The 19700-nt window shown below is 56.4% G+C and carries 20 protein-coding genes; 9 read left to right on the top strand and 11 right to left on the bottom strand.

Annotation, left to right across the window (positions count from 1 at the left end; genetic code table 11):
• The gene (locus tag ACR0DL_RS05085) at window positions 1–1209 is read left to right on the top strand and encodes a beta-ketoacyl-[acyl-carrier-protein] synthase family protein (RefSeq protein WP_170375382.1); all 1209 of its coding nucleotides are present in this window, start codon (window positions 1–3) and stop codon (window positions 1207–1209) included.
• A gap of 67 nt (window positions 1210–1276) precedes the next feature.
• Here the strand turns inward: ACR0DL_RS05085 and ACR0DL_RS05080 are convergent, their stop codons facing one another.
• Entirely contained in the window at window positions 1277–1873 is a 597-nt protein-coding gene (locus ACR0DL_RS05080) for an invasion associated locus B family protein (RefSeq protein ID WP_480646672.1), read from the bottom strand.
• Window positions 1874–2312: 439 nt separating this feature from the next.
• Between ACR0DL_RS05080 and ACR0DL_RS05075 the strand changes: the two genes are divergently transcribed.
• Window positions 2313–3854: a helicase HerA-like domain-containing protein gene (locus ACR0DL_RS05075; RefSeq protein WP_480687902.1), complete on the top strand. Its 1542-nt coding sequence runs from the start codon at window positions 2313–2315 to the stop codon at window positions 3852–3854.
• Window positions 3855–3898: 44 nt separating this feature from the next.
• Here ACR0DL_RS05075 and ACR0DL_RS05070 read toward each other — a convergent pair whose 3' ends face one another.
• The 4 genes from ACR0DL_RS05070 to ACR0DL_RS05055 all read right to left on the bottom strand — a co-directional run bounded on the left by ACR0DL_RS05070 (window position 3899) and on the right by ACR0DL_RS05055 (window position 7242).
• On the bottom strand, window positions 3899–4150 hold the full coding sequence (locus ACR0DL_RS05070) for a hypothetical protein (protein ID WP_170348736.1): 252 nt from the start codon (window positions 4148–4150) through the stop codon (window positions 3899–3901).
• Window positions 4151–4337: 187 nt separating this feature from the next.
• On the bottom strand, window positions 4338–5651 hold the full coding sequence (locus tag ACR0DL_RS05065) for a branched-chain amino acid ABC transporter permease (RefSeq protein WP_170358509.1): 1314 nt from the start codon (window positions 5649–5651) through the stop codon (window positions 4338–4340).
• On the bottom strand, window positions 5648–6658 hold the full coding sequence (locus tag ACR0DL_RS05060) for a branched-chain amino acid ABC transporter permease (protein ID WP_170409899.1): 1011 nt from the start codon (window positions 6656–6658) through the stop codon (window positions 5648–5650). The genes ACR0DL_RS05065 and ACR0DL_RS05060 overlap by 4 nt, the downstream gene beginning before the upstream one ends.
• Before the next feature lie 206 nt (window positions 6659–6864).
• Entirely contained in the window at window positions 6865–7242 is a 378-nt protein-coding gene (locus ACR0DL_RS05055; RefSeq protein WP_170358507.1) for a hypothetical protein, read from the bottom strand.
• 422 nt (window positions 7243–7664) lie between these two features.
• Between ACR0DL_RS05055 and ACR0DL_RS05050 the strand changes: the two genes are divergently transcribed.
• Window positions 7665–8018 (top strand): hypothetical protein, encoded by a 354-nt coding sequence (locus ACR0DL_RS05050; RefSeq protein WP_480661900.1) that lies wholly within the window; start codon window positions 7665–7667, stop codon window positions 8016–8018.
• Between the two features lie 185 nt (window positions 8019–8203).
• On the opposite strand, the gene ACR0DL_RS05045 is transcribed toward ACR0DL_RS05050, so the two are convergent.
• From ACR0DL_RS05045 to ACR0DL_RS05030, 4 genes are all read right to left on the bottom strand, one after another.
• Complete coding sequence (locus ACR0DL_RS05045) at window positions 8204–8692, bottom strand: hypothetical protein (RefSeq protein WP_480687900.1); 489 nt, start codon at window positions 8690–8692, stop codon at window positions 8204–8206.
• 2 nt (window positions 8693–8694) lie between these two features.
• Complete coding sequence (locus tag ACR0DL_RS05040) at window positions 8695–9537, bottom strand: ABC transporter ATP-binding protein (protein ID WP_170358501.1); 843 nt, start codon at window positions 9535–9537, stop codon at window positions 8695–8697.
• On the bottom strand, window positions 9534–10322 hold the full coding sequence (locus ACR0DL_RS05035) for an ABC transporter ATP-binding protein (RefSeq protein ID WP_480687898.1): 789 nt from the start codon (window positions 10320–10322) through the stop codon (window positions 9534–9536). The genes ACR0DL_RS05040 and ACR0DL_RS05035 overlap by 4 nt, the downstream gene beginning before the upstream one ends.
• Before the next feature lie 106 nt (window positions 10323–10428).
• Window positions 10429–11610, bottom strand: coding sequence for an ABC transporter substrate-binding protein (locus ACR0DL_RS05030; RefSeq protein ID WP_170348728.1), 1182 nt, complete (start codon window positions 11608–11610; stop codon window positions 10429–10431).
• A gap of 166 nt (window positions 11611–11776) precedes the next feature.
• Here ACR0DL_RS05030 and ACR0DL_RS05025 point away from each other — a divergent pair, with 166 nt between their 5' ends.
• Complete coding sequence (locus ACR0DL_RS05025; protein WP_480687896.1) at window positions 11777–12871, top strand: PQQ-dependent sugar dehydrogenase; 1095 nt, start codon at window positions 11777–11779, stop codon at window positions 12869–12871.
• Window position 12872: 1 nt separating this feature from the next.
• On the opposite strand, the gene ACR0DL_RS05020 is transcribed toward ACR0DL_RS05025, so the two are convergent.
• Window positions 12873–13877, bottom strand: a complete 1005-nt coding sequence (locus tag ACR0DL_RS05020) for a GlxA family transcriptional regulator (RefSeq protein ID WP_170348726.1) — start codon at window positions 13875–13877, stop codon at window positions 12873–12875.
• A 169-nt stretch (window positions 13878–14046) separates the two neighbouring features.
• Between ACR0DL_RS05020 and ACR0DL_RS05015 the strand changes: the two genes are divergently transcribed.
• Window positions 14047–15417, top strand: a complete 1371-nt coding sequence (locus ACR0DL_RS05015) for a class II 3-deoxy-7-phosphoheptulonate synthase (RefSeq protein ID WP_480687894.1) — start codon at window positions 14047–14049, stop codon at window positions 15415–15417.
• A gap of 52 nt (window positions 15418–15469) precedes the next feature.
• Here the strand turns inward: ACR0DL_RS05015 and ACR0DL_RS05010 are convergent, their stop codons facing one another.
• Complete coding sequence (locus ACR0DL_RS05010) at window positions 15470–16144, bottom strand: PAS domain-containing protein (protein ID WP_480687892.1); 675 nt, start codon at window positions 16142–16144, stop codon at window positions 15470–15472.
• 231 nt (window positions 16145–16375) lie between these two features.
• Here ACR0DL_RS05010 and ACR0DL_RS05005 point away from each other — a divergent pair, with 231 nt between their 5' ends.
• The 4 genes from ACR0DL_RS05005 to ACR0DL_RS04990 are packed head-to-tail and all read left to right on the top strand — an operon-like array spanning window position 16376 to window position 19515.
• On the top strand, window positions 16376–17266 hold the full coding sequence (locus tag ACR0DL_RS05005) for a YicC/YloC family endoribonuclease (RefSeq protein ID WP_480687890.1): 891 nt from the start codon (window positions 16376–16378) through the stop codon (window positions 17264–17266).
• Between the two features lie 17 nt (window positions 17267–17283).
• Window positions 17284–17925: a guanylate kinase gene (gmk, locus tag ACR0DL_RS05000; RefSeq protein ID WP_170348722.1), complete on the top strand. Its 642-nt coding sequence runs from the start codon at window positions 17284–17286 to the stop codon at window positions 17923–17925.
• Window positions 17922–18446, top strand: coding sequence for a gamma carbonic anhydrase family protein (locus tag ACR0DL_RS04995; protein WP_480687888.1), 525 nt, complete (start codon window positions 17922–17924; stop codon window positions 18444–18446). Before gmk ends, ACR0DL_RS04995 begins: the two co-directional genes overlap by 4 nt.
• A 22-nt stretch (window positions 18447–18468) precedes the next feature.
• Window positions 18469–19515: a sensor histidine kinase gene (locus ACR0DL_RS04990; protein WP_480687886.1), complete on the top strand. Its 1047-nt coding sequence runs from the start codon at window positions 18469–18471 to the stop codon at window positions 19513–19515.
• Window positions 19516–19700: the final 185 nt, after the last annotated feature.

Here is a 19700-nt window from a genome sequence, read left to right as displayed (position 1 = left end):
ATGAAACGCGTTGTTATTTCCGGGGCCGGGACGATTAATTCGCTGGGTCACTCTGTCCCTGATACGCTTGAAGCTATGCGCGAAGGGCGTTGTGGCATCTCACAACTTGAATTCCGCGATGTTGAGCGGCTTTCCATCAAAATCGGCGGCCAAGTGCGCGGGTTCGAGGCCGAAGGGCGGTTTAATCGCCAGCAGATGAGCCTTTACGATCGCTTTACGCAATTCACGCTGACCGCCGCGAAAGAGGCGATTGACCAATCCGGGATCGAGTTTCACGGAGATCTTGCTGCTCGGTCCGGTGTGGTTCTTGGCACCGCCGGTGGCGGCGTGTCCACTTGGGACGATAATTACCGTTCCGTCTACGAGGACGGTAAAAACCGTGTGCATCCATTTGTGGTGCCCAAACTGATGAACAACGCGGCGGCCAGCCATGTGTCTATGGAACATAACCTGAAGGGGCCAAGTTTTACGGTTTCAACCGCTTGCGCCTCATCCAATCACGCGATGGCATTGGCGTTTCAGATGGTCCGCAGCGGCGCCGCACCTGCAATGATCACGGGTGGATCAGAATCCATGTTGTGTTTCGGCGGCGTCAAAGCCTGGGAAGGCCTGCGCGTGATGTCCAAGGACGCTTGCCGCCCGTTCAGCGCCAACCGAAATGGAATGGTGCAGGGCGAAGGGGCCGGGGCTTTTGTCTTTGAAGAATACGAACATGCGCGCGCACGAGGGGCAGATATCCTGTGTGAGGTTGTCGGCTTTGCCATGTCCTCGGATGCGTCTGACATCGTGATGCCCAGTAAGCAGGGCGCGGCGCGTGCCATGTCAGGTGCGCTGACCGATGCGCGCCTGAATGCGGACCAGGTCGGGTACATCAATGCGCATGGGACGGGCACAGCGGCGAACGACAAGACCGAATGCGCGGCGGTGGCCGGTGTGTTCGGGCCGCACGCAGACGACCTGATGATATCGTCCACGAAATCCATGCACGGGCACTTGATTGGGGGTACTGGCGCGGTCGAGTTGCTGGCATGTATCATGGCGTTGCGCGACGGGGTGATCGCCCCAACCATCGGTTATGAAGATCCAGATCCCGAATGTGCATTGGACGTGGTGCCAAATGAGGCGCGGGACGCGAAGGTGGATGTTGCGCTTAGCAATGCGTTTGCCTTTGGCGGGTTGAACGCGGTTTTGGCTCTGAAACGGGTCTGAAGCTTCGGAAGCAAAACGACTAAACGCCGCCCGAAGGACTGGGCGGCGTTTTCTGTTTTACTAGTCATTAGTTTTTGATGACTTCCAGCTGGTCAAACCCGGCAGTGAACCCGGCTAGAGATATTTCCAATTGCAGCGCCTGCGAAGGTGCCAGAACAGAAACCATCGACAAGGTACCTTTGGTCCCACTCTTCAAAGCTTCGAGGTCTTGCTGGGTAAAGCCCACTTGCGCAAGGCACCCAACGGGGTTGCAGTGGTGATAGTTGTATCGTTTGCCCGGCGCTCCGTCGATCGACAAGGATATCTGAGCTTGCAATAGCACCTCGAGGGGCACAACGATGATCGCAGCAGCTACGGCCGGAGCTTCTTCGGGCAGCTTTTCAATCGTAATTTCCGCAATGGGCTGGTCTTGCTGACCGGTCAGAATCTGTCGCATGACACAAGGTTCGCTGTCAGTTCCTGTATTGATGCACATGACTGCCCAGTCGCCGGTCTCTTCCTTAAGGTACTGCTCGCCAATACGCGGGCCGGATTCCCCAAGATCCAGGTCAGCACCGGTTTGGGTTTGCGGAGCCTCGGCATCCTGCGTTGCTTCTTGTGCATAAGCGGCACCACACCAAAGCGCAGCGGCCACAAGGCTGAGAGATAGAGTGTTCTTGATCATGAATGCCTCGGCAATGTGATTGAGCTTTTTGACCCGTCTATCATCCTTGGATCATGGTGTCAGGCATTAAGCTGCACAAATGGGTGACCGAAGTCAGCTTTTTGCCGCTTTCCAGTGCTTGAAACCTGGATGAAACAAAAAAAGAAAGGGAACCGGTGGAGCGGCTCCCTTTCATAAAATTTTCTCCCCGTCGGACTGGCCGACTTAGTTATGCGCAGACGTTACGAAAGGCGGTCGCATGCGTCAACTGAAAACCTGAAATTTTAATGGAAGAACCAGCATTGCTTTAAAAAAACCGCGCCCGAAGGCGCGGTCAGTCGACAGGGAGGAAGTTTGCCGCACCCTACCTCTGACAGCGAGGGCAGCAAAATGACTATCGCAGTCAAAGGTTAACTTTGTATGCTGGGTTCAGATCGGTGGAAATTAAGGCCTTACCTACATGGACAAAAACATTTTTCTGGGCGGCGCGGGTGAAGATTACAGCCAGCCTCAAAACCTGACCCTCAAATATGCCAACCGGCACGGGTTGATCGCAGGGGCGACGGGCACAGGCAAAACGGTGACGTTGCAAATCCTGGCCGAGGGGTTCTCGGCTGCGGGCGTCCCGGTGTTTCTATCCGATGTCAAAGGCGACTTGTCCGGGTTGGCAATGGCGGGCAGTGAAAGTCACAAGTTGCACCAGGCGTTTCAGGATCGCGCGGTTCGCATCGGCTTTCAGGATTATACCTATGCCGCATGCCCGGTGACATTCTGGGATCTGTTCGGCGAACAAGGCCATCCTGTTCGAACGACCGTTACAGAAATGGGGCCATTGCTATTGTCTAGGCTCATGGACCTGAGCGAGGCGCAGGAAGGTATTTTGAACATTGCTTTCCGAGTGGCGGATGAAGAAGGGATGCCGCTGCTGGATCTCAAGGATCTGCAAGCCCTGCTGGTCTGGATCGGTGAGAACCGCACACAGTTATCCCTGCGCTATGGCAATGTCTCGACCGCTTCGATTGGGGCGATCCAGCGGCGGTTGTTGGTGTTGGAAAACCAGGGCGGTACCAATTTGTTCGGAGAACCCGCGCTGGAATTGGCTGATCTGATGCGTACTGATGCGAACGGGCAGGGGATGGTGAACATCCTGGCCTCGGATAAGCTAATGGGGTCGCCGCGTCTCTATGCGACTTTCCTGTTGTGGCTGTTGAGTGAGCTGTTCGAGGAGTTGCCCGAGGTTGGCGACCCCGACAAACCCAAACTGGTGTTCTTCTTTGATGAGGCCCATTTGTTGTTCGAAGATGCGCCCAAGGTTTTGGTAGACAAAGTAGAGCAGGTCGCACGGCTGATCCGTTCCAAGGGTGTCGGCGTCTACTTCATCTCGCAAAACCCGGCGGATATTCCCGAAGATATTCTGGGACAACTTGGCAATCGGGTGCAGCACGCGCTGCGTGCCTTTACCGCGCGGGATCGCAAGAACCTGCGTTTGGCGGCCGAAACCTATCGTGAAAACCCGGCCTTCGACACCGAAACCGCAATCCGAGAGGTTGGCGTGGGTGAGGCGGTCACGTCGATGCTGCAGAAGAAGGGTGTGCCAGGTATTGTTGAACGGACGCTGATCCGTCCACCGGGAACACAACTTGGGCCGATCACCGCGTCCGTGCGTCAGGCGGTCATGACGGCGTCACCGATGCAGGTCAAGTATGGCACATTGAAGGATCGGAAATCGGCCTTTGAAATTCTGCAGGCACGCGCCGATCAGGCCGCGCAGGCTGCTGCAAAAGCAGAAGAACAAGAAGAGACACAATCTGTCGCTGAACGCGAGTTCGCCACGGCCAGGCGCTATTCCGGTGGCCGGGTCGGGCGATCTTCCTCTCGCGTAAAGCGGCAGAAAGATACCTTTGCTACAGCAATGAGCGAGGCCGTCATCAAAGAGCTAAAAGGAACAACCGGGCGCCGCATTGTTCGTGGAATTCTGGGCGGGTTGTTTCGCGCTAGGTAAGCCCAAGGCGCCGCACAGCCGTTTCGTTGCGCGGCGCTATTTGGTTACTTCAGACGACGCTGACCTTCCTGCCGGCAGTAGCCGTCAGCCTCGGCCACAGACATCTTGGTCGCGGGGTAGTCGATGGCACGATCCCAGATGACGCGATCCGGGCGGTACAACTGGCACGTCACCACACCCTTTGAGGTCTGGACCTGAACTGGATCGGTTTCCAGATCTTCGGGTGACGGGATACATGCAGCCAGGCTGGCAACAACTGTCAGCATTAGGATTTTTGGGATAAACGAAGTTTTCATGTGTCGTCTTCTTACTCTCGAGAGGTGACCTGTAGTATCAGCGTCAACTGACTAATTAACCGTGAAGGCGATCTGGCGCAGGTCCGGAAACTGCCCAACGATAATTCGGTCTATTAAGGTTCGGTTCATGAATCAAGAAACCGCGCCGATTTTGAGGCGCGGTTCCGAATATTCCCCTGAAAGTGATCTATTTCTCGGGGATCAAGCCCCTTGGACTGAATCTGAGAACAATCAGTAGGATCAACCCCATGGTCAGCAGGCGCATATGCGCGGCGCTTTCGATCAGATGTGCCTTAAGCGCGCTGCCATCAGGTAATCCAGCGGTGATCAGGTTCATCAGCCACAGCCCGATAGGTTCGACCTGAACCCACAGGAACCAGATCACGAACGCGCCCAGTACCGCACCAAAATTGTTACCTGATCCACCGACGATCACCATTACCCAGACCAGGAATGTAAACCGCAATGGCTGATACGCGCTGGGGGTCAACTGGCCGTCCAACGTGGTCATCATAGCACCTGCAATTCCGCAGATGGCCGAGCCCAGCACAAAGATCTGTAAATGGCGGCGGGTCACGTCCTTGCCCATCGCCTCGGCCGCGACCTCGTTGTCACGAATGGCGCGCATCATGCGGCCCCACGGGCTGTTCAGCGCCTTTTGCGCCATCCAGAGCAGGACCAGCAGAACGATCAGGAACAGAAACGAATAGCCCAGTTTAACCGCCAGCGTCGAAGCCGTGACTGTATCCAGCCCCAACCACTCGGCGCGAGCGACAAAGCCAGGGTCATTCTGCAGATCGACCTCGTACCCAACGACCGGCGCAGGGCGCGGGATGCCGTAGACGTTTTTGACGCCCCGGGCCAACCAGTCCTCGTTTTTCAAGATCGCGATGATGATCTCGGCAATCCCCAGCGTTGCAATCGCCAGATAGTCCGAGCGCAGGCCCAGAGCAGTTTTACCAATCAGCCACGCTGCACCAGCCGCCAGCAGTCCACCTGCGGGCCAGGCCAGCAGAACAGGCAGATTCAGACCGCCGAGGTTGCCCGCAACAGCCGGTTCAATGGCCTCGACCGCCGCGGTGTTGGGGTCGAGAACAGCGCGGTAAACAAAGAAGCCGATGATGAGAATGGCAATGATCGACAAAGTCCGAACCCGACCTTTGGGCATCTTCTGCGCCACCAGAACTGTGGCCACAACGGTTGCAGCGCCCAGCAGCAGGGCCAGTACAATACCGAAACCTCCGGCAGACCAGGCGCCAGGTGTTGTCGGGGTCGAGACCAGCACAACGGCAAGCCCGCCCAACGCAACAAAGCCCATGACCCCGACGTTGAACAAACCGGCGAAACCCCATTGCAGGTTCACCCCAAGCGCCATGATGGCCGAGATCAGTCCCATGTTCAGGATCAATATCGCGGCGTTCCAGCTTTGCGTGAATCCGGTCAGCAGGATCAGGCCACCGACAACAGCGAAAAGCAGCGTATTTTTGACAGGCTCGGTCATACCGCTTTCCCCTTAAACAGACCCGTAGGTTTGAACAGAAGCACGATCAGCAAAATGACAAAACTTACGGCGAATTTGTAATCGGTGGACAGGAATTGCACCAATCCCGACGGCTCCAGGTTTTCCGGGGCAAGATAGGTCAGCACCTTTTTCCAGGCGTAAGTGATCGTGACTTCGGAAAAGGCGATGATGAACCCGCCGGCAATGGCACCCACAGGGCTGCCTAACCCGCCGACGATGGCCGAGGCGAAAATCGGCAGAAGCAGCTGGAAATAAACGAAAGGTTTAAAGCTCTTGTCCAGCCCGTACAGGACCCCGGCCGTGGTCGCGAGCGCCGCAACGATGATCCATGTAATCATCACCACCCGCTCGGGGTTGATACCGGACAGCAGGGCGAGATCTTCGTTATCCGAATACGCACGCATCGATTTGCCCGTGCGGGTTTTGTTGAGGAACCAGAACAACAGCACCACGGCAACAACTGCAACGATGACGGTAATGCCCTGAGATGTCTTGATCGCCAGCCCCTCATTCAGCCCGGTCATGGCCTTGAATTCACGTGCGGAGATCACAAACCGCTGACCGTCCGAAAACCTCTGATCGTCCGGGCCGATGATGAACCGCACCAGGCCGTTCATGATGAACATCACGCCCATCGACACGATAACCAGAATGACCGGCTTGGCCTTTTGCTCGCGATAAAATCGATAGACCAATCGGTCGGTGATCAGCACCAGAACGATACAGCCCAATATGGCAAAGGGCAGGGCCAAAAGGGCGGTCGGCAGCGGACCAAAACTGACCCCAGCGGCCTGCAGCCCCCAGGTGACCAGAACGGCGATCATCGCGCCAAAGGCCATCGTGTCGCCATGGGCAAAGTTGGAAAACCGCAGGATACCGTAGATCAGCGTGACCCCCAGCGCCCCCAGTGCCAGCTGGCTGCCATAAGCAATTGCAGGCACCAACACAAAATTCGCAAGCGCGACAAGCGCGTTCAGTATGTCCATCTCACCTTCTCATTCCGCCGGGTGCGGCCTTATGGCATACCCGCGCGCAAAGACACAATATTTCAACGGTTATGGACGGTCGAATTCCGAAGAAAAACTGCATATGGGCAGCGTTCCTTTCGGGCATTCAATGCGCGCCTGACAGGATCATGTCCGTCAGACGCGTCGCTGGCTCAGCTTTGCTGGTCTTGGGATAGTAAATGTGGTCAATTTTTGAGTGTACAGACCCCGCGTTCGTTGCGCTGTTGCCCGCCAGAGGCGCGAACTTCAAGATGACCGGTCTCTGAATCTACCGTGTATCCCACGCTACCGTTGCTTTGAATTTGCAGAAATTCCTGCGCGCCGAGGCTGGGGATCACAAGGACTTCATGTTCTTGACCCTCGGCCAAAAGCAAGCCCTTGGATTGCCCTTCGACCTGTTTCAGCACGACTTGGTGGGCTGGTTCAATTGGGTTGCACCCACCGGGGTTGCAGGTTTCGGTAATCTGGCACTCGTAAACAAATTCACCTTGCGCGGGGGCTTGCGACGCGGCCTGCGCGGTCGCAGGCAGAACGATGGCGGCAAGCGCAGCCAGATATTTCATAATATGTCTCCTGAAGGGGGCAATTGCCCAAAATATTTGAGAATCCAATCAGGATTCCCGCTGTTCGCGCGTTTGTGATTAGGGGCGGATCGTGGCGGAATTTGAGCCGAGACGAGGCGGAATTCTGAAGGGATTAATTTTAACAATTCTTAGGGGAGTGGGGTAACCAGCCGGGAACAAACCGTTTTATTGGAGGTTGTTTATCCGACCAGTGGCGCAAAGCTGCAAACGCCATCTTCTCGCCACGATTGATTGCCTGAAAGCACGCGGTTTAACCGTGTCAAAGAGGCGTTGACACGCGAACACAGCCTTTCACCTGGGATCAACTGAAAGTGAGGGCCGTCATGCAGCCTGTTGAAGTTATTTATCTAATTTATGATCTTTCCCTGTGCCCGAGGGCGCTGAATAAAGGGAGGTACATCATGAAATTCTACGCAGCAGTGATATTGAGCGCGGTTTTGCCTGCGATGGCGCAAGCCGCATCAAGCGACCCTCTGGACGGGGCGGATTTCGTCGTCAATTGCGTATCGGACAATACTGATAGCGCGGTGACATTGGCCAGGTCCGGAGCCACGGATAAGGGATTTATCGTCACAGATGATATTCGCGGAGAGGCGACGATCATTGCCGGTCTGAACTCGCTGACCTTCCTGCACATCATGGACAAGGACGTCGTGACCTTTGTCGTGGATTTCGAGGACTTGAATTATGATATGTCGATCAAAGGCCCGCATGCAGCGCAGGATTTCGGGTCTTGTGGTGATCCGATTGGATGATTGAAATTAGGTGTATGGGTGGTGAAGACAGGGCTGACTAAAGAAGGTCCTGGTTTTCCGGCGCGACGACCTAAAGCGAAGTTAACGCTACAATTTCAACGCGTTGAATCTTGAATAGTCAACTTAAGCAAATGCAGGAAAAAGGACGAAGTTGGAAAGCGCCACAAGGGCGTTGAAGTAGTCCATTATTTGCCTACCTGACAAGTGCCTAGGTACGAACGTGCAGAAGGTATGCCGCTCGTGAGTTTCACATGAACGCCAATTCGTCCGTTTTCTGACAACATGACGTCCCAGTTCTTAAATTCATCCAAAGGGGGCTGACCCTTCATGATAACCAAAACTTCGTTATTTTGGTGTTCCAGAACTATCTTTGCGCCTGATAATACGAACCTTTCTTCACCAACTTGACTGATGGCAGCATACGCATTTTGATCGCTACTATCTTCTGCTTTTAGAAGCTGAAAAGAAAAATTTAGGGGGTCTTTGCAATACCCCTTGCGCGGTTTGCAGTCATTGAAATCATCTCTACCGCAGTCAAGAGGTGGGCTGCAATCGTGTATGGCTGTACAGTGCATCTCATCACCGTTCTCCTTCAAACGCAGAATTTCTGCGAACCCGTTTCCGGGCATAAAAACGAAGGTAGAAACCGTAAGAATGTTGGCAAGATGCTTCATCCTCACCCCCCCAAGAAACTCTTCCGCACCTCGGGATCCGCGAGCAATTCCTTGCCCGTGCCCGAGTACGCATTCCGCCCCTGCACCAGGACATATCCCTTGTCCGCAATCTCCAAAGCCTGACGGGCGTTCTGTTCCACCATCAGGATTGGCAGGCCGGTGCGTGAGACCTCAATGATCCGGTCGAACAGTTCATCCATCACGATGGGTGAGACACCGGCTGTAGGTTCGTCCAGCATCAGCACCTTGGGCTGGGTCATAAGCGCTCGACCCACGGCAACCTGCTGGCGTTGACCGCCCGACAGCTCTCCGGCCGCCTGGTTGCGCTTGTCACGCAGGATGGGGAAGAGGTCATAGACCTGCTCCATCGTCTGGCTGATATCGTCGCGGCGGATGAAGGCACCCATTTCTAGGTTTTCCTCGACCGTCATGGAGGTGAAGATATTCGAGGTCTGCGGCACAAAACCCATCCCCCTGATCACCCGATCCTGCGGCGACAGTTTGGTGATGTCTTCGCCATCCAGCCGTACAGCGCCCGCGCGAACATCCAACATCCCGAATACGGCTTTCATCGCGGTAGATTTTCCAGCACCATTGGGGCCGACGATCACCGCGATCTCGCCCTTGTCCACGGCGATGGTGCAATCGTGCAGAATGTCGGGCCCCTTGCCATAGCCGCCGGTCATGGTGTCACCGATCAGAAAGGGGCCGCCGCTGACCTTGTGGGTTTCCCCGCTGGTCGGATGTGCAGGTGTCATCGTGCCAATGCCCTTGGTATTGGCAATTGTTGCGTCCTTGTTGCCGTGATCGTCCTGATAAGGGTTGTCGCTTGCGCCCGCGGTCATGTCTGGGCCTCCAGCTTGTCTTTGTTCTTCAGGCCGGTGCCCAAATAGGCCTCGATCACGTGTTCGTTGGCCTTGATCTCGTCCAAAGTGCCCTCTGCCAGAACCTTACCCTCGGCCATGCAGATGACCGGGTCGCAGATTTTGCCGATGAAATCCATGTCATGCTCGATGACGACAAATGTATAGCCGCGTTCTTTGTTGAGGCGCAGGATGGTGTCGCCGATGGTCATCAGCAAGGTGCGGTTCACACCCGCGCCGACCTCGTCCAGAAACACGATCTTGGCGTCGACCATCATGGTGCGACCAAGTTCCAGCAGTTTCTTTTGCCCGCCCGAAACCTGACCTGCCTTGTGGTCGGCCAGATGTTCGATCGTCAGGAACTCCAACACCTCATCGGCCTTGGCGCGCAGGGCGCGTTCCTCGTCGGCGATGCGTTTGCGGCCAAACCAGGTGTTCCACAGTGATTCACCCGATTGCGCGCCGGGCACCATCATCAGGTTCTCGCGGCAGGTCATTGACGAAAACTCATGCGCGATTTGGAACGTGCGCAGCAGCCCTTTGTGAAACAGCTCATGCGGAGGCAGGCCAGTGATATCTTCGCCATCCATGAAAACCTTGCCGCTGGTCGGCGGCAACACACCCGCGATCACGTTGAACAGGGTTGTCTTGCCCGCACCGTTCGGTCCGATCAGGCCGGTGATCGAGCCCTTTTGGATTTCCAGCGAAGCACCGTCCACCGCGTGGAACCCGCTAAAATGCTTATGCACGTCCTCAACGACGATCATGGTCTTCCCTTGCCTTTTCCCCGAAAACAGAGGTGCAGCCTTTTGTCACTGAAACAGCCCGGACACAAGGCCCGGGCTGTTCGGTTTTGCTCTGTCAGATGAGGATTTAACGGTAGTTAACCGTCTTCATCTCACCATCGATGACTTCGATTTCGCGGTAAGCACCGGCGCTTTCGCCGGGGCCGATCAGCTCAACACCCGAGGCGCCGACATAATCGATGTCTTGGCCCGCTGCGAGGAGCTCCAGACCCTTGGCCAGCTCACCCGGATAGATCTTTTCACCCGGTTCGTTGGCAACATCCATGATCTTGCCGCCATAGTCCGCCGGGTTGCTGGAACCCGCCGCCTGCATGGCCAGCAGGAACAGCGCCGCTGCGTCATAGGACTCGGGCACGAAGATGGACGAGCCGTCAAAACCCTCGGCCTCGGCCATGGCAAAGAACGAATCCGCAGCTTCGCTTTTCGATCCCGGGGCCTGACCATACGAGCCGTTCAGATCCGGACCGACGTTTTCAGGCAGCGAGTCACCGATCATGCCACCCGGCAGACCAAAGGTGTCAAATGCGCCGCTGTCCAGCGAGGACTGGATGATGCCCAGACCGCCCTGATCCAGATAGCCCGCAACGACCAGAATGTCGCCACCTGCCGATGCCAGCGCGCCGACTTCGGCCGAATAGTCGGCCTTGCCGTCTTCGTGCGCGGCAACGATGGTTACCTCACCGCCCAGCGCCTCGAACGAGGATTTGATCGCTTCGGACAGGCCCTTACCGTAGTCGTTGTTGGTATAGGTCAGAGCGATCGAGTTGACGCCGCGCTCTTTCAGGATGTCGGCCATGATTTCGCCTTCGCGCGCATCCGATGGGGACGTGCGGAAGAACAGGCCGTTATCTTCCATAACTGACAGGCCCGGAGAGGTGGCCGAAGGTGAGATCATGACCATACCATTCGGCACGGCGACGTTTTGCAGAATGGCACCGGTTACGCCCGAACAGTCTCCGCCAACAAGGCCGTTTATGCCTTCGGCAACCAGACGTTCCGCATTAGCGGTGGCCAGAGCATTGTCAGCGCAGCCCGTATCAGCACGTACGGGCGTTACGGTGGACCCGTCCAGCAGTTTGCCGGATTCCGAAACCTCTTTCATCGCCAGCTCAGCGCCGGACGCCATTGCTGGCGAAAGCGATTCAATCGGGCCGGTGAAACCGAACATAATGCCCAGTTTAACGTCTTCGGCCATGGCGGTGCCGGCCAACAGTGCGGTTGCTGCGGTTGCAGTAAGCAGCTTTTTCATGTGGTTACTCCCAAATTGGAACGTGTTCGTTCTGGGCACGACCCTAGGCAAGCTGTTCGGAAAAGAAAAGTCCTCACGCAATTGTGTGGTTGCCACCTGAAGTACTGGTTGTTTTGTTGGGTTTGTCCCGTTTCTGGCGGCTGGCATGCTGCAGGTGGAGAGCTGAATGTTGAGAGTTTTCACGATTCTGTTTCTTGTCTTTAAGGCGGCGCTGCTCAGTGCCGACGTACTGCAAACTTCTTCTGGCCCTGTGCGAGTGACGCCGATGGTCGAAGGATTGGATGCCCCGTGGGCAATTGGTATTTTGCCGAACCAGGGGGTTTTGATCACCGAACGGGATGGCAAACTGCTTTATGTTGCGGATGGGAAAGCCAAATCCGTCAAAGGTGTGCCCGACGTTTTGGCCAAAGGGCAGGGCGGTTTGTTGGACGTGACGGTCGCCCGTGATTTTAGCCAAACACGCGAGATATTCCTTACCTTTTCCAAACCACAGCGCGGCGGCGCCGGAACGGCCCTTGCGGTGGCCCGATTGTCTGAAGGCGGTGATCGGCTGACCAACCTGCGTGTGATCTTCGAGGCTGTCCCGGGTGGTTCATCAGGGCGTCACTACGGTTCCCGCGTGGTGGAAGCTAAGGACGGAACTTTGTTCGTCACAATCGGCGACAGGGGGGAACGCCCCAAGGCGCAAGACAGGTCCAATCATAATGGCACGGTGATCCGCGTGAACCGTGACGGATCGGTTCCCGGTGACAATCCCTTTATTCAGGCAAGCGGTGTGCGGCCTGAGATCTGGTCCTTTGGCCATCGCAATCCGCAAGGGGCCGATTTGGACGCAAGGGGCCGCCTTTGGATATCGGAACACGGGGCAAAAGGTGGGGATGAGGTCAATCTGGTTCAGCCGGGATTAAACTACGGTTGGCCAGTTATCTCCTTTGGCGTGCATTATTCCGGCGACAAAATAGGAGAAGGCACCACGAAGCCGGGTATGGAACAACCAGAGCATTATTGGGACCCTTCCATCGCCCCTTCGGGTCTGATGGTTTATTCCGGCAAGCTTTGGTCGGACTGGAAAGGGGATATCTTCGTTGGGTCGCTCAAATTCGACTATATCGCGCGGCTGGCGGGATCGCCGCTGCGCGAGGTTGAACAGATCAAGGGCCCTGAAACGATTCGGGTGCGCGACATAGTCGAGGCCCCTGACGGGTCAATCTGGTTCATTTCCGTGGGTGAAGGGGCCGTCTATCGTATGACCCCTGAGTAACTTACACCGACAACCGGTCGCCCTGCGCTCCACGCTCGCGATAAGGCGTGGTATTGTAATGCGCCCGGTAGCATTTCGAGAAATGGCTGGGCGAGGCAAACCCGCAGGCCAGCGCCACATTGATCACACTCATATCGGTTTGCATCAACAAGTTGCGCGCTTTGTGCAGGCGCAGCTCCATGTAATACCGTTTGGGCGAACGGCTCAGGTAGCGGCGGAACAGACGTTCCAACTGCCGCGTCGACATGCCGACATCCTTGGCCAGAATCGAGGGTGAGATCGGTTCCTCGATGTTCTTTTCCATCATCAGGATGACCTGGCTCAGTTTCGGGTGACGCACGCCAATCCGAGTTGGTGTCGATAGACGCTGGGTGTCTTGGTCGGTGCGGATCGAGGAATAGATCATCTGATCCGCAACGGCATTCGCCAAATCCTCGCCGAAGTCATCAGCAATGATTTTAAGCAGCAGGTCGATGGAAGACGTGCCGCCTGCAGTCGTCATCCGGTTGCCGTCGACGATAAAGACGGACTTGGTCAGTTCAACCTCGTCGAATTCCTCGACAAAGCTGTCGGAGTTTTCCCAGTGAATGGTTGCGCGTTTGCCATCCAACAGCCCGGCCTTGGCCAAAGTATATGCCGCTGTACATAGGCCACCGATGCGCAAGCCGCGCCTTGCCTCGCGGCGCACCCAGTTCAACACCTTCTTGGTGGTCGCCGCCTGAACGTCGACCCCACCGCAGATCATGACAACATCGTCGCGCTGCAGCTCAACTAGGTCTGAATCCAGCGCAAAGGTAGTTCCGGCCGAACAGCTGACTGTTTCGCCACCTTCACCCATCAATGTCCACGTATACAGCGTTTTGTCCGCCATACGGTTGGCTATGCGCAGGCTGTCTAGTGCCGAAGCAAACGACAGCAGAGAAAATTTGTCCAAAAGGACAAATACGAAATTGCGGGAGTTGGCCGCAGTGTCTTCCACCGTGACAACTTGGCGTTGCTCTTGCATGGCGAGGTGTCCTTGATTCGGCGCCCGGCGACTTTTTGTCCGACGTCAGATTTGGCAGCCACCTTGATCAAAGCTTGTTTGCTGCGTCAAGAGGGCCAAATCGTATATGGTCAGTCTTCAATGCATTTTGTATAGAAGCAACCTGAATACTTCAGCGGAGATCAAAGCTATGACTGAATGGCAAAAAACGAACTGGCGCAACAAGCCCCGGGTTCAAATGCCAGACTATACCGACGCGGCCGCGCTGGCCAAGGTCGAGGCGCAGCTTTCACAGTATCCCCCGCTGGTCTTTGCGGGCGAAGCACGGCGTCTGAAGCAACATTTGGGTGCCGCCGGTCGCGGCGAGGCCTTCCTGCTACAGGGCGGGGATTGTGCAGAAAGCTTTGAACAATTCAGCGCGGATGCGATCCGTGATACGTTCAAGGTGATGCTGCAGATGGCAATGGTTCTGACCTATGGCGCCAAGGTACCGGTGGTCAAAGTGGGCCGCATGGCCGGCCAATTCGCCAAACCGCGCAGCGCCCCGACCGAGGTGGTGGATGGCGTTGAGCTGCCCAGCTACCGTGGTGACATCATCAACGAACTGGCCTTCACACCCGAAGCACGGATTCCGAATCCGGGCAAGATGCTGCAGGCCTACACTCAGGCGGCTGCGACCCTGAACCTTTTGCGCGCTTTCTCGACCGGTGGTTTCGCCGATATGAGCATGGTGCATTCCTGGACTTTGGGCTTCACCGATGTACAGGACGTGCAGAAATACTCGGAAATCGCCGACCGTATTCAGGACACTATCGACTTTATGGGCGCGGCGGGGATCACGGCGGACACCACGCATGAGTTCTCGACCGTTGAGTTCTACACCAGCCATGAAAGCCTGCTGCTGGAATACGAAGAGGCGCTGACCCGTCTTGATTCCACCTCTGGCAACTGGCTGGCCGGTTCGGGCCATATGATCTGGATCGGTGACCGCACCCGTCAGCCGGACGGGGCGCATGTAGAATTTTGCCGCGGCGTCCTGAACCCGATTGGTCTGAAATGTGGTCCCTCGACCACGGCAGAAGACCTCAAGGTTCTGATGTCCAAGTTGAACCCGGAAAACGAGGAAGGTCGCTTGACCCTGATCGCGCGCTTTGGTGCGGGCAAGGCGGGTGAGCATCTGCCGCGTCTGGTCAAGGCCGTCAAGGAAGAGGGCGCCAATGTCACATGGGTCTGCGACCCGATGCACGGCAACACGATCAAATCGGCGACGGGCTACAAAACCCGTCCGTTTGATTCAGTCCTGCGCGAGGTGCGCGACTTCTTTGGTGTGCATCAGGCCGAAGGCACCATCCCTGGGGGCGTGCATTTTGAGATGACCGGTTTGGACGTGACCGAATGCACCGGTGGGGTGCGTGCCGTGACCGAGGAGGACCTCTCGGATCGTTACCACACTGCGTGCGACCCGCGACTGAACGCGACGCAATCGCTGGAACTGGCCTTTTTGGTTGCGGAAGAACTGACCAACCTGCGCCGCGATCGCAACAAACGTGAAGCCAGCTAAGACTTGCTGTCTTTAAGGTTAAAAGGCGGGCTGCACTGGCCCGCCTTTTTTGTCAGTCGTCCCGTGACGCAACCAGTCGTAGATGTGATCCGGGTTTCTTGAATTCTGCTTGCTCTTCCGCAAACCCGGCCGAGATTTGCTGCGCCGGTTGTTGCGGTGCCTGAACGTCTGAAACAGCCCGCACTCTGGTGTCGGGGATTGAGAAACGGCGAGGCGTCGCGCCAATTGCACCGTCGGACATCATGACACCCAACACGCGGCTGACATCGCCAAGATCGCTTTTCAGGGGCAACAGGATCATACGTGCCTGCAACTGGCTGCGGCCCAGTTTACCGGCGGCGACCAATCCAAGCTCGGCAATTGCCGGCTGGGCAAAGACCTGCTCTAATACGTCCGATATCTGGCCACGAGCGCTGGGTTCGAAAAACGCGGTTAACGGCATGCCGCGCACTTCCATGCCTGCCAGCTGTGTTAGATGGCTTCCAGCCAGACGAAACCGGGCCAGACCGGGCGCGATACGTTCCAGAATGAAAGTGTATTCCAGAACGTTCTCAAGCCCGCGCGGATCGATCTGCGCACGTTTGGGGACACCGTCGCCGGTTAACAGCGCGGTCCAGTATGCCTCGACCTGTCGGATGGGCGAGAGGCTGCGCCCGCTGTCAAAACGATCCATTGCGACGATCTTTCCAGAGTTCGATCCGAACCTGTTACCGAAAAACGTTTTCATTTACATCACCCTAGCGTCAATCGCCCGTCATTTATCTAAAATTCCAGATATCGGGACCCTTCAGGTCCGATCATCCCTGACCAAAGCCAAATTGACACGAGTTGAGTCAATTTTGGAGGAATTCTTTAATGAATGGTTAACTTCTGGGCGAAGGCCGAAAACCAGCAAACTCTTGCCCTGCGCCCGCCGATGGCATTAGGTGCGACAACCGAGCAGACAAGGACAGCCAACATGATCAGATCCATGACCGGATTCGCCGCAGGCAAAGGGGCGTATGGACCGCATAGCTGGACGTGGGACCTGCGCAGCGTGAACGGCAAAGGTCTGGACTTACGGCTGCGCATGCCCGAGTGGCTGACCGGGCTTGAAACCGCCTTGCGTGGCCAGCTGTCCAAATCACTGAGCCGGGGAAATGTCACCTTGTCCTTACGGTTAAGCCGCGAAGAAACTGCCCCTGATCTGGTTCTGAATGAAGACGCCATGGGCGCGGCACTTGCTGCGCTGGCCCGTACGCAGGAAATGGCGGTAGAAAGCGGCGTCGCGCTGGCACCTTCGACCGCGGCGGACCTGATAGGGCTGAGAGGAATGTTGGAGGCTGGCAGTGAGGTGGACGACCCCGCGCCTCTGGTCAAGGAATTGACGAACGAATTTGCCGACCTGTTGGCAGCTTTCGTCGACATGCGCCAGACAGAAGGCAAGGCTCTGGCAGACATTCTGGACGGGCAGCTTGCTCAGGTCGCCGACTTAACGGCGCAAGCGGCCGAGCTTGCAGAACAACGCAAGGACAAGACCGCCGAGGCACTGCGCGAAAATCTGGCCCGTGTGCTGGACAATGCGCAAGGGGCTGACCCAGACCGGGTCGCGCAGGAATTGGCGCTGATCGCGGTCAAATCCGATATCACCGAAGAAATTGACCGCCTGAAAACGCATGTGAACGCCGCACGCGATCTGCTGTCGCAGGATGGAGCCGTGGGGCGCAAGCTGGATTTTCTGATGCAGGAGTTTAATCGCGAGGCCAACACGCTGTGTTCAAAGGCGCAAAGCGCCGAGCTGACCTCGGTTGGGCTTGAGCTGAAGGCGGTAATAGATCAGATGCGCGAACAGGTGCAAAATGTTGAATGACGATGGGAACAACTGACATGGCAGATCGCCGCGGCCTACTTATCATCCTGTCTTCGCCTTCCGGGGCGGGGAAATCCACTTTGGCCCGAAGGCTTATGGCCTGGGATGAAGGTCTGGAGTTCTCGGTTTCGGCCACGACCCGCGCACCTCGTCCGGGCGAAGAACACGGACGGGAGTATTACTTTCTTTCAGAGGATGAATTCAGACAGCAGGTTGCCAAGGGTCAGATGCTGGAACATGCGCACGTGTTTGGGAACTTTTATGGCTCTCCGGCTGGCCCGGTGCAGGACTCGATAAATGCGGGCCGCGATGTTCTTTTTGACGTGGATTGGCAGGGTGAGGTTCAGATCCGCAATTCGGATCTGGGTAAGCACGCATTGTCGATTTTCATTCTGCCACCCTCGATCCCCGAATTACGCCGCCGCCTGGAAACCCGCGGTCAGGACAGCGAGGACGTGATCGCCAAGCGGATGCTCAAAAGCTGGGATGAAATCAGCCACTGGGGCTATTACGACTATGTGCTGGTCAACGATGACCTGGATACAACCGAGGAAAAGCTGAAAACCATCGTCAGCGCAGAGCGTATGCGCCGTATCCAACAACCAAGACTGCAAGACCACGTACGCACCTTACAGAACGAATTTGAAGGTTTGTCATGACCATCTATGCCTTGGGCGAACACGCACCACATATCCACGCCGATACTTGGGTTGCACCCGATGCCAACTTGATTGGCAAAGTAGTGCTGGAAGAAGGGTCCTCGGTTTGGTTCGGCTGCACCATCCGCGCTGATCATGAAGAGATTCGCGTGGGCGAAGGCAGCAATGTGCAGGAAGATTGCATCATGCATATCGATGCCGGTTTTCCTCTGACCATCGGTAAGAATTGTACCATCGGCCACAAGGTGATGCTGCATGGGTGTACGATCGGGGAAAACACGCTGATCGGCATGGGAGCCATCGTGTTGAACGGGGCAAAGATTGGTAAGAATTGTCTGATCGGGGCAGGGGCCTTGATCACCGAAGGCAAGGAAATCCCCGACAACTCGCTGGTCATGGGAACGCCGGGTAAGGTTGTGCGGGAACTGGACGAAGCCGCGGCGCAGAAAATCACGCTCAGCGCGTTACATTATCAACAGAATATGCGCCGGTTCCGTGACGAGATGAAGCCTGTGTCCTAACTTGCCGGGAAGGGTCTGAAGAATGTCAGACGACCTGCTTGCCGAATTTGTCTCGGCCATTCCGATGCCGGCTTTGATGGTCGACCAGACCGAACGGATCATTGCCGCCAATGACGATGCCAAAACCCTTCTGACGCAGAATATCGTCGGTCGGCATTTCGCGACGATTTTGCGGCAACCTGGGGTGATTGACGCAATTGAGCAGTGCCTGCATACCAATGGTCCGGCAAAGGCGCGCCACCTGTCCAATGACGGAGCGCAGGACACCACGTTCGAGGTCGAATGCCGTTATCTGAACGGTGTAGGGGCGGTGTCCGGCGGTGCCATGCTGGCGACTTTCCAAGATGTCTCGCATGTCGAGCAGGCCAGCCAGATGCGGCGGGATTTCGTGGCGAATGTCAGTCATGAGTTGCGCACACCGCTGACAGCGTTGATGGGCTTCATCGAGACGTTGCGTGGTCCGGCGCGTGATGACGCCGCCGCGCGCGCGCGGTTTCTTGAGATCATGGCCGACGAAGCCAATCGTATGAACCGATTGGTGGGGGATCTGCTGTCACTGAACCGTGTCGAAAGCGAAGAACGTGTGCGGCCCAAAGATCAGCTTGAATTGACGGGGCTGTTGCAATCAACGCTGAACTCACTGCGCCCGCTGGCCGAGAGTGCCAACGTCGAGGTGAGCTTGAACGCGCCAGAAGGGCCTATCTCGCTGATCGGGGATGGCGACCAGCTGCGTCAGGTCTTCACCAACCTGATCGAGAACGCCATCAAATACGGTGGCAGTGGGGGCAGCGTTGACATTCGGGTGGAATCATCCGAACGCGATTCCGTCATGCGTGGTCCGGCTGTCAGGGTTTTGGTCAGTGACAAGGGGCCCGGCATTGACGCGATACACCTGCCCCGCCTAACCGAGCGATTCTACCGCGCCGACAGCCACAGATCGCGACAACTGGGCGGAACTGGGCTGGGCCTTGCGATTGTAAAACACATAATCAACCGCCATCGCGGGCGTTTGCGGATGCAAAGCGAAGCTGGAAAGGGTTCAACCTTTACCGTAATATTGCCGCGATAACAGAAGCTTGCCAGCCGTGGTCTGCCTGTCATGTAAAAAGCGCATTGCAGCTTTGCGTTCCAACGGCCTGTTTTCATGCGATCTGTCATAAAGCTGTTACATACCTGTCACAAAAGGCTTACGCGCGACTTTTAGACGTTGGCGCAAGATCATCATGGGGATGATCACAAACTGATATGATCAAG

The sequence above is a fragment of the Ruegeria sp. BB5 genome (assembly GCF_056539405.1).
This window is presented reverse-complemented; position numbering and strand designations above follow the sequence as displayed.

Coding starts and splice junctions, on each gene's coding strand:
- ACR0DL_RS05085 (WP_170375382.1), top strand. CDS start 1: ATGAAACGCGTTGTTATTTCCGGGGCCGGGACGATTAATTCGCTGGGT.
- ACR0DL_RS05080 (WP_480646672.1), bottom strand. CDS start 1,873: ATGATCAAGAACACTCTATCTCTCAGCCTTGTGGCCGCTGCGCTTTGG.
- ACR0DL_RS05075 (WP_480687902.1), top strand. CDS start 2,313: ATGGACAAAAACATTTTTCTGGGCGGCGCGGGTGAAGATTACAGCCAG.
- ACR0DL_RS05070 (WP_170348736.1), bottom strand. CDS start 4,150: ATGAAAACTTCGTTTATCCCAAAAATCCTAATGCTGACAGTTGTTGCC.
- ACR0DL_RS05065 (WP_170358509.1), bottom strand. CDS start 5,651: ATGACCGAGCCTGTCAAAAATACGCTGCTTTTCGCTGTTGTCGGTGGC.
- ACR0DL_RS05060 (WP_170409899.1), bottom strand. CDS start 6,658: ATGGACATACTGAACGCGCTTGTCGCGCTTGCGAATTTTGTGTTGGTG.
- ACR0DL_RS05055 (WP_170358507.1), bottom strand. CDS start 7,242: ATGAAATATCTGGCTGCGCTTGCCGCCATCGTTCTGCCTGCGACCGCG.
- ACR0DL_RS05050 (WP_480661900.1), top strand. CDS start 7,665: ATGAAATTCTACGCAGCAGTGATATTGAGCGCGGTTTTGCCTGCGATG.
- ACR0DL_RS05045 (WP_480687900.1), bottom strand. CDS start 8,692: ATGAAGCATCTTGCCAACATTCTTACGGTTTCTACCTTCGTTTTTATG.
- ACR0DL_RS05040 (WP_170358501.1), bottom strand. CDS start 9,537: ATGACCGCGGGCGCAAGCGACAACCCTTATCAGGACGATCACGGCAAC.
- ACR0DL_RS05035 (WP_480687898.1), bottom strand. CDS start 10,322: ATGATCGTCGTTGAGGACGTGCATAAGCATTTTAGCGGGTTCCACGCG.
- ACR0DL_RS05030 (WP_170348728.1), bottom strand. CDS start 11,610: ATGAAAAAGCTGCTTACTGCAACCGCAGCAACCGCACTGTTGGCCGGC.
- ACR0DL_RS05025 (WP_480687896.1), top strand. CDS start 11,777: ATGTTGAGAGTTTTCACGATTCTGTTTCTTGTCTTTAAGGCGGCGCTG.
- ACR0DL_RS05020 (WP_170348726.1), bottom strand. CDS start 13,877: ATGCAAGAGCAACGCCAAGTTGTCACGGTGGAAGACACTGCGGCCAAC.
- ACR0DL_RS05015 (WP_480687894.1), top strand. CDS start 14,047: ATGACTGAATGGCAAAAAACGAACTGGCGCAACAAGCCCCGGGTTCAA.
- ACR0DL_RS05010 (WP_480687892.1), bottom strand. CDS start 16,144: ATGAAAACGTTTTTCGGTAACAGGTTCGGATCGAACTCTGGAAAGATC.
- ACR0DL_RS05005 (WP_480687890.1), top strand. CDS start 16,376: ATGATCAGATCCATGACCGGATTCGCCGCAGGCAAAGGGGCGTATGGA.
- gmk (WP_170348722.1), top strand. CDS start 17,284: ATGGCAGATCGCCGCGGCCTACTTATCATCCTGTCTTCGCCTTCCGGG.
- ACR0DL_RS04995 (WP_480687888.1), top strand. CDS start 17,922: ATGACCATCTATGCCTTGGGCGAACACGCACCACATATCCACGCCGAT.
- ACR0DL_RS04990 (WP_480687886.1), top strand. CDS start 18,469: ATGTCAGACGACCTGCTTGCCGAATTTGTCTCGGCCATTCCGATGCCG.